This is a genomic window from Klebsiella sp. MBT K-1 (assembly GCF_002556465.1).
Taxonomy (GTDB): domain Bacteria; phylum Pseudomonadota; class Gammaproteobacteria; order Enterobacterales; family Enterobacteriaceae; genus Klebsiella; species Klebsiella grimontii.
The window spans coordinates 129,767-143,294 of the sequence record NZ_PDEL01000010.1 but is presented as its reverse complement, the minus strand read 5'-3'; the positions used below and the strand labels follow the sequence as shown (position 1 = coordinate 143,294).

The 13,528-nt window shown below is 52.7% G+C and carries 12 protein-coding genes and 1 tRNA gene; 9 read left to right on the top strand and 4 right to left on the bottom strand.

The window, feature by feature from the left end; translation table 11 throughout:
- Positions 1–45: 45 nt before the first annotated feature.
- The 6 genes from CMQ96_RS16540 (at position 46) to CMQ96_RS16515 (ending at position 6,455) form a co-directional block, all read left to right on the top strand.
- Positions 46–1,347 carry an anaerobic C4-dicarboxylate transporter gene (locus CMQ96_RS16540; RefSeq protein WP_004871172.1) on the top strand — a complete coding sequence of 434 codons (1,302 nt, stop codon included), beginning with the start codon at positions 46–48 and terminating at the stop codon, positions 1,345–1,347.
- A 94-nt stretch (positions 1,348–1,441) separates the two neighbouring features.
- Positions 1,442–1,765 (top strand): divalent cation tolerance protein CutA, encoded by a 324-nt coding sequence (gene cutA, locus CMQ96_RS16535; protein ID WP_004109254.1) that lies wholly within the window; start codon positions 1,442–1,444, stop codon positions 1,763–1,765.
- Complete coding sequence (locus CMQ96_RS16530) at positions 1,741–3,498, top strand: protein-disulfide reductase DsbD (protein ID WP_098067033.1); 1,758 nt, start codon at positions 1,741–1,743, stop codon at positions 3,496–3,498. Before cutA ends, CMQ96_RS16530 begins: the two co-directional genes overlap by 25 nt.
- A gap of 20 nt (positions 3,499–3,518) precedes the next feature.
- The gene (locus CMQ96_RS16525) at positions 3,519–4,109 is read left to right on the top strand and encodes a transcriptional regulator (protein WP_004127985.1); all 591 of its coding nucleotides are present in this window, start codon (positions 3,519–3,521) and stop codon (positions 4,107–4,109) included.
- A 67-nt stretch (positions 4,110–4,176) separates the two neighbouring features.
- Positions 4,177–6,264, top strand: coding sequence for a DUF1176 domain-containing protein (locus tag CMQ96_RS16520; protein WP_098067032.1), 2,088 nt, complete (start codon positions 4,177–4,179; stop codon positions 6,262–6,264).
- 115 nt (positions 6,265–6,379) lie between these two features.
- A tRNA-Phe gene (locus CMQ96_RS16515) sits at positions 6,380–6,455 on the top strand.
- Between the two features lie 300 nt (positions 6,456–6,755).
- Here CMQ96_RS16515 and CMQ96_RS16510 read toward each other — a convergent pair.
- A complete protein-coding gene (locus tag CMQ96_RS16510) occupies positions 6,756–8,978 on the bottom strand; it encodes a glycosyltransferase (RefSeq protein ID WP_024360229.1) in 2,223 nt (740 codons plus the stop codon).
- A 99-nt stretch (positions 8,979–9,077) separates the two neighbouring features.
- Between CMQ96_RS16510 and CMQ96_RS16505 the strand changes: the two genes are divergently transcribed.
- Positions 9,078–9,887 (top strand): polysaccharide pyruvyl transferase family protein, encoded by an 810-nt coding sequence (locus CMQ96_RS16505; RefSeq protein ID WP_004137416.1) that lies wholly within the window; start codon positions 9,078–9,080, stop codon positions 9,885–9,887.
- Positions 9,888–9,921: 34 nt separating this feature from the next.
- Here the strand turns inward: CMQ96_RS16505 and CMQ96_RS16500 are convergent, their stop codons facing one another.
- Positions 9,922–10,317: a hypothetical protein gene (locus CMQ96_RS16500; protein ID WP_064411542.1), complete on the bottom strand. Its 396-nt coding sequence runs from the start codon at positions 10,315–10,317 to the stop codon at positions 9,922–9,924.
- A 145-nt stretch (positions 10,318–10,462) separates the two neighbouring features.
- The gene (locus CMQ96_RS16495) at positions 10,463–11,050 is read right to left on the bottom strand and encodes an NAD(P)H-dependent oxidoreductase (RefSeq protein WP_024360226.1); all 588 of its coding nucleotides are present in this window, start codon (positions 11,048–11,050) and stop codon (positions 10,463–10,465) included.
- 115 nt (positions 11,051–11,165) lie between these two features.
- Here CMQ96_RS16495 and CMQ96_RS16490 point away from each other — a divergent pair, with 115 nt between their 5' ends.
- Complete coding sequence (locus tag CMQ96_RS16490) at positions 11,166–11,762, top strand: TetR/AcrR family transcriptional regulator (protein WP_049089195.1); 597 nt, start codon at positions 11,166–11,168, stop codon at positions 11,760–11,762.
- Positions 11,763–11,798: 36 nt separating this feature from the next.
- Here CMQ96_RS16490 and CMQ96_RS16485 read toward each other — a convergent pair whose 3' ends face one another.
- Positions 11,799–12,581 (bottom strand): DsbA family protein, encoded by a 783-nt coding sequence (locus CMQ96_RS16485; RefSeq protein ID WP_004137423.1) that lies wholly within the window; start codon positions 12,579–12,581, stop codon positions 11,799–11,801.
- Positions 12,582–12,805: 224 nt separating this feature from the next.
- Between CMQ96_RS16485 and CMQ96_RS16480 the strand changes: the two genes are divergently transcribed.
- Positions 12,806–13,486, top strand: a complete 681-nt coding sequence (locus tag CMQ96_RS16480; protein WP_024360224.1) for a TerC family protein — start codon at positions 12,806–12,808, stop codon at positions 13,484–13,486.
- The last annotated feature ends 42 nt before the right edge of the window (positions 13,487–13,528 follow it).

Below are 13,528 nucleotides of genomic sequence, written 5' to 3'. Positions count from 1 at the left end.
ACAACAACCCAATATCAACTTGTTAATAAAACAAGGAAGGCATATATGTTTGGTGCAGAACTCGTTATTGTCCTGCTGGCTATTTATCTGGGAGCCAGACTGGGGGGCATCGGCATCGGTTTCGCCGGTGGCCTGGGCGTCCTCGTCCTGACTCTCGTTTTTCAAATTAAACCCGGCGCGATCCCCTTCGACGTCATTGAAATCATTATGGCGGTTATCGCCGCTATCGCCGCCATGCAGGTCGCCGGAGGGATGGACTATCTGGTCAGTCTCGCCGAACGAATGCTCCGGCGTCACCCCAAATACATCACCTTTCTCGCCCCGCTGGTCACCTGGTTTATGACCGTACTTGCCGGAACCGGGCATACCGCGTTCTCGACCCTACCGGTGATCACCGAAGTGGCAAAAGAACAGGGCATCCGCCCTTCGCGCCCGCTCTCTATCGCGGTGGTCGCTTCGCAGATTGCGATTACCGCCTCGCCGATTTCGGCAGCGGTGGTCTTTTTTGCCGGCATTCTTGAGCCGCTGGGCGTCAGCTACCTGACCCTGCTGGCGATCTGTATTCCGGTTACCCTGATTGCCGTCATGCTTACCGCCATCGTCTGTAACTTCCTCGGCTGCGAGCTGAAAGACGATCCGATTTATCAGGAGCGACTGGCAAAAGGGGAAGTCAAACTGCGCGGTAGCCAGGTTTTTGAACTGAAGCCGCACGCCAGACGCTCGGTCTTACTGTTTCTGATTGGTATCATCGCGGTGATGTTCTACGCCACCGCCATTAGCGATACCGTAGGCCTGATCCAGAACCCGGTCCTGCCGCGTAACGAAGCGATCGTCGTATTTATGCTGACAATCGCGACGCTGATAAGCATTACCTGCAAAATCGACACTGGTGAAGTCCTCAACGCCAGCACCTTTAAATCCGGCATGAGCGCCTGCGTCTGCGTTCTCGGCGTCGCATGGCTGGGGGATACGTTCGTCAAAGCCCACATCAGCGATATCCAGACCGTGGCGGGCGACCTGCTGCACAACTACCCGTGGCTGCTGGCGGTGGTGCTCTTCTTCGCCGCGACCCTGCTTTATTCCCAGGCTGCGACCACCAAGGCGCTGATGCCCGCCGCGCTGATGCTGGGCGTGAGCCCGCTTACCGCCATTGCCTCGTTTGCCGCCGTCTCCGCCCTTTTCGTTCTGCCGACCTACCCAACCCTGCTGGCGGCGGTCGAAATGGACGACACCGGCTCAACCCGCATCGGCAAATACGTCTTTAACCATGCTTTCCTGATCCCCGGCGTCATCGCCATTACGCTGTGCGTGATCCTCGGGTTTATTTTCGGTGGCATCATGCTGTAAATCTCTTCAAATTCGGGCCAGATCCTGGCCCGTTGCGTTAATCCTCCCCACCTTGCGTGCTATAGTGCCTCTTTTCGCTGATACGAGGTTCACGATGACTACGCCTGATGCTGTTGTTGTACTCTGTACCGCGCCGGATGAAGCGACCGCCCAGGACCTGGCGGCCAAAGCGCTGGCGGAAAAACTCGCCGCCTGCGCCACTCTCCTGCCGGGAGCGACATCGCTCTACTACTGGGAAGGAAAACTGGAGCAGGAGTATGAAGTGCAAATGCTGCTGAAAACCGACCTTGCCCATCAGCAGGCGCTGCTGGACTGCCTGAAGTCCCATCACCCGTATCAAACCCCTGAACTTCTGGTTCTGCCCGTTATTCACGGAGACAACGATTACCTCTCATGGCTCAACGCATCATTACGCTGATCCTGCTGCTTTGCAGCACTTCGGCCATTGCCGGCCTGTTCGACGCCCCTGGCCGTTCGAACTTTGTTCCTGCTGACCAGGCTTTTGCCTTCGATTTTCAGCAGAATCAACACGACCTTAATCTGACCTGGCAAATCAAGGATGGTTACTATCTTTACCGTAAACAGATAAAGCTGACGTCCGCCGATGCGGCGTTTAGCGAACCTTCGCTGCCCGCAGGCGAATGGCATGAGGACGAGTTTTACGGTAAAAGCGAAATTTACCGCCAGCGCCTGACCGTGCCGGTCACTCTGACTCACGCCGCCGCCGGGGCGACCCTGACCGTCACCTGGCAAGGCTGCGCGGATGCCGGTTTTTGCTATCCGCCGGAAACCAAAATCGTGCCGCTCGGCAACGCGCTGGCGCAATCCGGCGATAAAAAACCGATGCTTAATCCGTCCCTGCCGCTGGAAACGCGCCCGGCGCTGCCGGTCGAGTCACCCGCTGACCTTGCGCCCCCCGCTACGGACGAAAAAAGCGCCGATCTGCCCTTTAGCGCGCTGTGGGCGCTATTGATTGGTATCGGCATCGCGTTTACCCCCTGCGTTCTGCCGATGTATCCGCTCATTTCCGGTATCGTGCTGGGCGGTCAAAAACGCCTCTCCACCGCCCGCGCGCTGCTGCTGGCCTTTATCTACGTTCAGGGTATGGCCTTAACCTACACCTCGCTGGGGCTGGTTGTTGCCGCTGCGGGCCTGCAATTCCAGGCGGCGCTGCAGCACCCTTATGTGCTGATTGGCCTGTCGGTGGTGTTTATCCTGCTGGCGCTGTCGATGTTTGGTCTATTTACGCTCCAGCTGCCTTCGTCGCTGCAAACGCGTCTGACGCTGATGAGCAACAAACGCCAGGGCGGTTCAACCGGCGGCGTATTCGCCATGGGGGCAATTGCTGGATTAATCTGCTCGCCATGCACCACCGCGCCGCTGAGCGCCATTCTGCTCTATATCGCCCAGAGCGGTAATCTGTGGCTGGGCGGCGGAACGCTGTACCTCTACGCGCTCGGAATGGGGCTGCCGCTGATCCTGGTGACCGTATTCGGTAACCGCCTGCTGCCGAAAAGCGGCCCGTGGATGGCCCACGTCAAAACCGCCTTTGGCTTTGTGATCCTCGCGCTGCCGGTCTTTTTACTGGAGCGTATCGTGGGCGAACCGTGGGGCCTGCGGCTTTGGTCGCTGCTGGGCGTCGCCTTTTTTAGCTGGGCGTTTATCACCTCACTGGGCGGCACGCGCCCCTGGCTGCGTATCGTGCAAATAGCGATGCTCGGCGCCGCGCTGGTCAGCGCCCGTCCACTGCAGGACTGGGCTTTCGATGCGCCGGTCGCCCAACAGCAGGCCCATCTCCAGTTTACCCGCATCCATAACGTCGATGAGCTCAATCAGGCGCTGGCGCAGGCGAAAGGCAAAACGGTGATGCTCGATCTGTACGCCGACTGGTGCGTGGCCTGCAAAGAGTTCGAGAAATACATCTTCAGTTCACCTGACGTTCAACAGGCCCTGAAAGAGACCGTTCTGCTGCAGGTTGATGTCACGAAGAATAGCGAGCAGGACGCGGCGCTGCTGAAGCACCTCCAGGTGCTCGGCTTGCCCACGATTCTGTTTTTCAACGAACGGGGCGAGGAGCAGCCCGCGCAGCGCGTCACCGGCTTTATGGATGCCGCGGCATTCAGCGCCCATTTGCGCGATCGACAACCGTGAGCGACACTGTAGGAGGAAAAATGGAGGAAAAGACCGTGCAACGTGAAGATGTCCTGGGTGAAGCCATCCAAATCCTCGAAATCGAGGGTATCGCTAACACCACGCTTGAAATGGTCGCCGAGCGCGTGGCTTACCCGCTCAATGACCTCAAACGTTTCTGGCCTGACCAGGAGGCGCTGTTATATGACGCGCTTCGCTATCTCAGCCATCAGGTCGATGCCTGGCGCCGCCAGCTTTTGCTGGACGAGTCGCTCAGCGCGGAGCAGAAGCTGCTGGCCCGCTACGCCGCGCTGACCACCTGCGTGAGCAACCATCGTTATCCCGGCTGCCTGTTTATCGCCGCCTGTACTTTTTACCCGGACCCTCAGCATCCGATCCATCAGCTGGCCGAGCAGCAAAAGCAGGCTTCGCTGGCCTATACCCACGAACTGCTTAGCCAGCTCGAAGTTGACGATCCAGCAATGGTCGCGAAGCAGATGGAGCTGATCATCGAAGGCTGCCTGAGCCGACTGCTGATCAAACGCAGCCAGACGGACGTCGATACCGCGCGTCGCCTGGCTGAAGACATTTTGCGTTTTGCCCAGTGCCGTATGGGCGGCGCCCTGACCTGATTCCGATATCTTAACTGATTCATCGCGCATATAATTCCCCTTCATCGATATGCTGACAGGGTTTGATATGCGCTCTCTTCTTTGGCTTGCCGCCATGGGGCTGTGTTCAACACCGCTCCTGGCAGCCTCTCCGCAAGGCTTTTCTTTCGCGCATAAAGACTGGGAGCTCGCCTGCGACAACACCGGGACCTGTCGGGCCGCGGGGTATGGCACCACCGTGGGCGAAGTCAGCGTTCTGCTGACCCGCAATGCGGGCGTGGCGCAGCACGTCATCGCTGTCGCGACCTTCGCGCAAACCGAACGCGATATTCCTCCCGATGCCGCGGTAAACCTGTTTATTGACGATCGGGATCACGGTCCGCTTGAGGTCGCCGACGAGAGCCACTTTCGCTTCGATGATACCCAGACGGCGGCCCTGATTCAGGCCCTTGAGCACAACGGCAAAATTGAGCTGGCGCTTAACGGCGAGCGTAAGACGCTTTCCGACGCAGGCAGCAGCGCCGTATTTTTGAAGATGGATGAGTTCCAGCGGCGCCTGGGCACTGCCGATGCGCTGTTACGCCAGGGCGACGCCGGTGATGACAATATTTTAACGGCAGCGCCCGCGCCGGAAATTATCGCCGCGCCGGCGGTTCACGATGCCGCTACCGCGCCGCTGACGGCAAAGCAGCGGCAGAAACTCCTTCCCCAGCTCGTCCCGCTCCTGAACAGCCATTGTGACGACTGGCAAAACGCGGATATCCCGGCGTCTGAGCGCCAACTCACCGCAACCCCGCTGGATAAAAACCACACGCTGATTCAGGCCCTGTGCTGGCGCGCGGCCTACAACGACGGCTATGCAGTGTGGGTCGTGGACAAAGGATTTATGACCCCGCCTCAGTTGGTCACCACCGACGCCTCCAGCTATGCCGACGGCGTGCTCACCTTTTTCAATAAAGGCCGCGGTATCGCCGACTGCATCAGCGGCGAAGAGCGCGTCTGGGACGGTAAAACGTTTATCCAGAGCCTGAAGTACACCACCGGTGACTGCCGGGAAATCGCCCCCGGAGGCGCGTGGATGCTGCCCACCTTTGTGGGCCAGGTTATCCCAAAGCAGCAGAAAGATGCCGATAACAACGCGCTGAAAGCGTTATACAACGCGGTGTTAAAAGAGCAGAAGGTCAATCCTGAACTGGATCTGAATAAGATCGCCGAGCAGTTTCCCCTCAGCGGCAACGTCAGCCATTTTACGCTGACCTACGCGGACGACTCTCTGGTCTCGACGACGAAGCCCTCCGCCGATATCAGCGATGATGAGTGGCAGACGTTTCTCCAGTCCGATATCAGCGCCGACTCCGAAAACGGCAAAGTCAGCTTTACGCTGGTTGACCTCGACGGAGACGGTAAACGTGATTTAATCATCGACAGCTACGTCGGCGGTACCGGACTCTTTAGCTATACCGGGATATTAAAACGCAGCGACGACGCTTTTGCTGCGGTCAACAGCGATGATAGCGGCAACGGCGATGATTTTGACGCAGGCGTTCCGGGCGCGCTCTACTCTCTTAACGGCCGCGGCGCCAACCAGTGGAGCCACTGGGTACGCATTAATGGCCAAGTTTATGCGCTCTGGTACAACGGCCAGTTTGGCGAAGATAATCTCTATCTCTTGCGCCCGTTTGGCCCCTCAGGCAGTACGCCAGCAGTGACGATCCGCTACCGCTACACCCTCAACGACATCAGCTCGCCGGAAAAAGGTCAACCCCTGACGCCGGCGCTGAATGACAGGGAAAAATCAGACCTGCTGAAGTCGCTGGAAGTGATGCAGAGCAGCCTGCTCAAGGATAAGCCGCAGAGCGACAATGACGCGCCGATTTGTCCTATTCCTCCTGGCACGTCATCCGACGACGCGGAAAACTACTACAGCGGCGTACCATCGAACTATATCTACGAAACCGTGGCGTATATCCCGGTCTGGCTCAACGATAAATGTTTTATCGGCACCATCTTTAGCCACCATGGCGCCTATCGCCACGGCGTCGACGCGGAAATCACGCTCAGCTCGCCGCGCGATGACGAAGACATCGTTGGCGACTACGCGATCTCCGGATTGCGCCGCGCTATCTCGGTGACCAGCGGCTGGAAAATCCGCGAAGGCGACAACGGTATGATGTAATTTTCAGCAAAAAAGCGCCTTTGGGCGCAGAATTGCCGCAAAGTTAAGCAACCAGTAGATAAAACGAGAAATTTGATTGACGGGGCGTACGGATTACGGTTTAATGCGCCCCGTTGCCCGGATAGCTCAGTCGGTAGAGCAGGGGATTGAAAATCCCCGTGTCCTTGGTTCGATTCCGAGTCCGGGCACCACTATTCAGAGAACCCAGCCTATGGCTGGGTTTTTGCTTTTCTACGACCGGACACTCCATCAAACGGCGTTCGATGATTCGCCGCACGGCGGCTCACCCCTTCGGGGGCAGCGCGACAAGCGCAGTTCAACGCCTGCGGCGTTAGTCCGAGTCCGGGCACCACTATTTAAAGAACCCGCCTAAAAGCAGCCTAATCGCGGAATAAGCAGACGTTGGTATCCGGGGTGAGTTGAGTGCGTCGAACAATTAAGCTTCATTAAAACTATTTTTTGCGGAGCTCTTTCGAGCTCCGCGGATTAGGCTATTTCAACAATGACTTTACTTTGCGGGCCACACGGCGAACCAGGCTCCTGCCTCTGTTTGCGCCCTGGACATGAATCGCTTCATAAAGAGCATTAAAGCGATCGTGGGCCCAGCCATCTCTTTGCTGAGAAATTAGACCATCAATCTTATTATTTAAAAGCTGTAGTTCATTACTGACAGAATGGCCGCCATTGATGCTGCGCAGTCGGCTCACTTCATTCTCCAGTTCATGAATTTTTTCGAGGTACGAAGGAATCAAGCCCATCGCATAGTTATATTTCACATTTTCATCCATAAATGGACGGAAGCTACGGTAGTTGTTTTTGCTCTTATTCCCGCTTAACAACATTCCGGAGTTTGCTACTCTATACCAAAATAGCGGCTCAGGGACGATTTGCAATTTATAGCCATGTAAGGATATTTTCGCAAAAAACTCCCAATCTTCATGACCTAAACCGTAATCTTCAGTAAAACCGCCGATGTTGTCGAAAGCTTCTTTCTTGATCAGAGCATTAGCATCGCCAAAACAGTTACTAAAGCTGGCGATATTTAAATCAGGGCCTAACGGGAGCCAGCAGTGCGTCATTTTACGGAATGGCGAAGGGAACTCCTCACCAAAAATGAGATCGCTTGGGGTGGTCAACACATCGGCTCCGGAGTTTAATGCTGCCGTGACAAATGTCTCAACCTCAAAAGGTTTAGCGACATTATCATCATCCATAAACATCAGATATTCACCGGAGGCGTGTCGAGCGGCCAAATTTCGTGCCGCGCCCAGGTAGTTATTAGAACTGCGGATAATTTTCCAGCCTCGAGCGTTAAAGTCGTTCTCGATAAGGTTCAAATAACGATGAGATTCTTCTTTTGTGCTTCCATCATCAACTAAGATAACTTCAATATTTTGGTACGTCTGCGTTTTTATTGAGGCAAGTGCCTGCTGGAGCAAATGATGACGGTCGAAATGAGTAATACATACGCTCACTAACGGACGATTAGATTCATCAATTTTCTTGAAGACGCAGTTATCTTTTCTTTCAATGGCGGCAAACCACGCTGCCTGGATATTTTCTTGTGATTCAACCAGTCCGGGTTTGATGTTTATATTTTTTAAGCGATAGTGAATTTTACCGTATAAATCAACCGGCGTTGGGGTAAACAGAACCTCAGCATGATGCTCCTGTGGAATAAGTTCTGGAATCCCTCCAACGTTTGAGGCGAGGAAGTTAACGTTATTAATCAAGCATTCATAAACGGTATATGGGGAGTTTTCAACGAGCGATGGGATGATGACTAATACATTTTTTCTTTTTATATATTCGTTTGCATTGGTACGGTCATAATCGCTGATGATATTGACTGCCAGACCCAGGTTTTTGGTCTGGTTCATGATATAGGTAAATGAATCAATTTTACCCAGCGTGACGTTTTTCCCGAGGAAGGTCACACCAGAGATCGTCTCTTTATCTTCGGCAGAGAGTTTTCTTAATGCGCGCAGGAAGATATCGAGCCCTTTACGGGTTTCAAGTCGGCCGAAAAATACAAGCTCAACGCCTGAAGCGGTTTTTTCATTGGCTTTAACGACAACATCACTTCTCTTTTCAAACCCTTGAAATGGCTCGCAATTTAAAATAACGTGGCGTTCTTCAGGAACATTCCAGTGTTTACTCAACATCCAATCAATTAAATACTGAGACGGACTAACGACTTCATCAGCCATCTCAACTACCATTTTTTCCATATAATAGAGTTCAAGGTGATTCTGATCATATGGGAGCTGGTAGTTACCTTCATCAGCCCATAACGTTGAGCTATGGGTATTGACAATGAATTTGGTATTTTCAAAATCAGTGCCATTCTTTTTACTTAATAAAGCGTAATAAAGATCTGCCTGCCATTCACAAGAAATAATAGTGTCATAGACATTATTCTCTTTCAGCCAGAGCAAAATTGAGTAACTTTTTCTTCTAAAATAGGGAGCATCGATATTAATCTCTTTTACCAGACCGGTACTCAGCAAATTAATACCAAAGGTGCTATAAATACGTGACCAATCGCTAAAAGTTGATGCAGATGACTCTGAATAGTCACCACATGTATACAATACATCGACATCATACCCCTTTTTTGCCAAAGTAGTGGCAAGGGCTGTGAAAGCAGTACCAATGCCGCCGTTACGGACAGGCCCCTCTATGTCCGGCGTCATTATAAGAACTTTCTTCATTGTGATCTTTCCTTAGTAACCTAGACTTTTCTATAATAATGAGTGAGTTGAAGTAATATTAAGATAGCAATCAATAGCTTCTGTTAAACAGGATAAAAAATGACCAGTGCAGAGTTAAAATTTGATTTATTTCTAAAATCCTATCATCCATCTCATCGATTTGTCTATAAGGCAAACCCCGGTAACGCGGGCGATGGCGTGATTGCATCTGCAACGTACGATTTTTTCGAACGAAATGCGCTTACCTATGTTCCTTACAGAGCCGATGAGCGTTACAGCGCTGATACTGATATTTTAATTTTTGGTGGCGGAGGAAACCTCATCGAAGGGTTATATGCTGAAGGCCGCGATTTCATCCAAAATAATATTCATAAATTTCACAAAACGATCATTATGCCTTCGACAATCAGAGGGTATAGCGATTTATTCACTAATAATATCGATAAATTAGTAGTGTTTTGCCGTGAAAATACCACTTTCGATTATATAAAATCTCTCAGCTATGAGCCAAATAAGAACGTATTCATTGCTGATGACATGGCATTTTATCTCGATCTTAGTAAATACCTGTCTCTTAAACCGGCCTATAAACAACAGGCAAACTGTTTCAGAACAGACTCAGAGTCTCTAACAGGAGAACATAAAGAAAACAATCATGATATTTCGCTCACGTGGAATGGCGACTATTGGGATAATGAATTTCTGGCACGAAACTCTACCCGTTGCATGATCAACTTCCTTGAAGAGTATAAAGTTGTAAATACCGATAGACTGCATGTAGCAATTTTAGCATCCCTGCTGGGAAAAGAAGTCAATTTCTACCCTAACTCATACTACAAAAATGAAGCCGTTTATAATTACTCGCTGTTAAATCATTACCCAAAAACGTGCTTTATTACTACCAGCTAAAAAATGCAGCGTATATTAATACGCTGCTAAAAATTCACATCACCTTTACAGCATTATCAATTATTGCCTGCCAGCCTTCACGCGAGTATTCATTTGCCCGGCTATAGTCGGCGAATTTATCGATCGCGCCAATAAAAAGATTATCAGTCACTTTCTTGATTTCGCCTACAGCTGAACTTTCCACGTTACTTTTCACGTAAAGTATTTTACTGTTACCGTGCCTCTTAAACTCTTTTGCTAAAGCGAATACTATATCATCAAGATTATTGCCATTGCTTTTTACGACAAAAATTTTATTCTCATCAGCAAGGCTGTTCTTAAATTTATTTATCAAGCAATGAATCTTATCCATTTCTCTGGAATAGATAAGATCATTTTCCTGTTCGGTATAACGCCAGACCCAGCCATCATCTTTATTATCACTATACATTTCAGTATGAAAACAAATATCATACTATTGATCAAGAATTATATCCTGTCAGGATGCTGTGAGATTTTCATAGATAATATATTCTTTCAGGCCGGGGCGGATAAAGCCACCCGGCGGAAATCCAGGCTCGGTAGCTAAACGCGCCTCAGCCAAACATCTTCCTTCCTAGCTGGCGCCCCGCCTCCAGATGCGCTTCCGTCGTTTGCAGGTCCGGCAATAGCAACATCTGCGAACTGGCGACCGTAGCCCCGCAGTAATCAAAAATGCCGTGGACAATTTGCGCATTAAAAGCATCGGTAAACCCGTGCTTGTCATACGTTTGTTGACTGGCTGCGCCTAATGCCACCAGATGTACCCGCAGGCGTCCCAGCTTCTTCACTACGTTGCCGTCGGCGGTCTCCTCATAGGCCCAGCCGTTTGAAAACACCCGATCAATCCAGCCTTTCAGCAGCCCCGGCATCGACCACCAGTAAATGGGAAACACCAGCACCAGCGCGTCGGCGTTATCGATTCTGGCCTGTTCAGCGATCGCATCGGACGGCGTAGCGCCGGTTTGCCGAAAGGCGGCAATATCCGGTTCGGCAAAAACCGGGCTAAAGCCTTCCCGGGTTAAATCGGCAATTTCAGCGCTGTGATGCGAGCCGGATTCGGCAACCCCCTGCGCAATCGCCGCCGCAACGCTGTGAGTCAGAGAAGTATTAAGAGGATGAGAAACCACGATTAATGCATGCATGACGGATACCCCAGTTGCTATACAACGATATTGGACGTAGTCTTATATACTAACAGTAACCTACCAATAGTAAGTTACCTTTGGTATATAAGCATGTCAACGGGAGAATGCTTCTATGTCTGAACCACTCGTACGGCAGCGTTTAACGCGAGAAGAGCGGCGCAAACAGCTGATTGATGTTGCCTGGCAGATTATTCGGCAAGAAGGGACCGATGCCCTGACGCTGGGCTACCTGGCGACGCAGGCGGGAGTCACTAAACCGGTGGTTTACGATCATTTTGACAGCCGTTCGGGACTTTTCGCGACGCTATACACGGAATACGACCAGCGCCAGACGGCGCGAATGGATGAAATACTGCGCAATACCGAACCGAATGCGGATAAACTGGCCGCGGCGATCGCCAACGCCTATATCGAGTGCGTGCTGCTTCAAGGGCGCGAGATGCCGAGCGTCATGGCCGCGCTCGCCGGGACGCCCGAGCTGGAGAAGATCAAACAAGAGTGCATCGCCACTTTTACCGGGAAATGCCGGGACTATTTTGCGCCGCTTTGCGAAAGTGACAACCTCAGCGAAGCGGCCATTCTCGCCATGCTCGGGTCCGCCGACGGTCTATCGGCCGCGGTCGTGAACGGCGTTATCACGGAGCAGCAGGCTAAAGATGAGCTCTTTCAGGTGATTATGTCGATGCTGCAGCGCTGCTGCCATCGCTAAGCCGCGCCCGCCGCCCGGCGGTCGCGTTGATGATTATCAGCCGCCCGCTTTCTTGATCGCCGCATCCAGCGAGGCTTTATCCGCCAGCCCCGGGAACACGGTGATCGTCGCTTCCGTGGCGCCGGTGGTGGGCATCACGATAACTCCAGGCGTCCCGCTCAGGCCAATTTCCTGCGCCAGCTGATTGATGCTTTCCAGCGCCGGTTCAACGTCCGCCGCTTTCCCGGCATCGAAATTCACTTTCTTCGCCTGCTGCTGGATGTCGGCGGCCGTCAGCTTGCCTTCGTTATGCCCGGTGGAATAGATCCCGTTATGGTAGGTCAGATAAGCCTCGGCGCCCTTCTGCTGATAAATCTGCAGGCCGGTTTTCGCTGCTGCAAGCGAGGTTTCCCAGCGGCTGCCAAAAATTGGCCACTCTTTAAAGGCAAAGCGGGTCTGCGGGTTCTCTTTGATCACCTGTTCCATTACCGGCGCCAGACGGCTGCAGTAAACGCATTGATAATCAAAGAATTCAATGACCGTAACTTTGCCCTCTTTCGGGCCGTAGGTTGGCGTATTTTTATCCTGGGTCAGCGCGGCCGCGTTCTTCAGTACCGCCTGGGTCGCGGCGCTGGCCTGCTGCTGTTGCTGAATTTGCTGCAGCTTCTGGCTGGCCTGCAGCAGCACTTCCGGATGCGCAACTAAATAATCCGCGGCTATTTTGCCAATACGGGCCTCTTGTTCAGGCGTAAAGGTCGGTGCGTCAGCAGCGGTCGCCATAACCGGAAACAGGGAGGCGCCAATAAAGGCAAATGTGAGTAAATTCTTGTGGCCGGGCATGTGGTTAGTCCTTGCGATAGGTGAACGGCAGATGTGTTTCTACGAACAAAATATCATCCTTTACCTGCGAATCATTGCCGGACGAGGCAATGATTGGTAACTATATTTTTCAATAACTCGCTGCGTTCGGGTTCTCGGACAGGTGGTCAAGGCGCCCGAACGAGAGTACCCTTCGCCCCTGCGTTTTCCTGTAGGGTCTTTTTTGGTGGTTCGATGAGTTGGCTATGAATGAGTTTTTCAGTCAGTGGGACGTGGCGGTTATTCTGCTGCAAATTATCGCTATCGATCTGTTACTGGGCGGCGACAACGCGGTGGTGATCGCGATGGCCTGCCGTAAGCTGCCGCCGCAGCAGCGTACCAAAGCCATTATTATCGGTACCTTCGGCGCGATTGCGGCACGCGTGCTGCTGCTGGCCGTCGCCATCTATTTACTCTCACTACCGTGGCTTAAAGTGGTCGGCGCGCTGATGCTACTGTGGATTGGCATCAAGCTGGTGACTAATCAGGAAGAAGAAAGCGAGGTCAGCAGTTCCAGCAGCCTGTGGCGTACCGCGGTCACCATTACCGTTGCCGACGTCATTATGTCGCTGGATAACGTACTGGCGGTTGCCGCCGCCGGGAAAGGCCATCTGCTGCTGGTCGCGCTGGGCGTATTAATCAGCATTCCGATTATCGTCCTCGGCAGCAAACTGGTGCTGGCAATCCTCAACCGTTTCCCGTCCGTGGTGATGCTGGGCGGTGCGCTCATCGGCTGGATAGCCGGTTCAATGATGGTGACCGATGTGACCATCGTTCATCTCTTCCCCAACGCGCCCGCCGCTCTCCCACTGATGGGTGGAACCATTGGCGCAGCCCTGGTGCTGCTCGAAGGGCTGCGCAGAAACCGCAGGCGCTCCACCGAATAGGGATATTATCGATCGGCCGCCGTCAATCCCGACGGCGTCAAG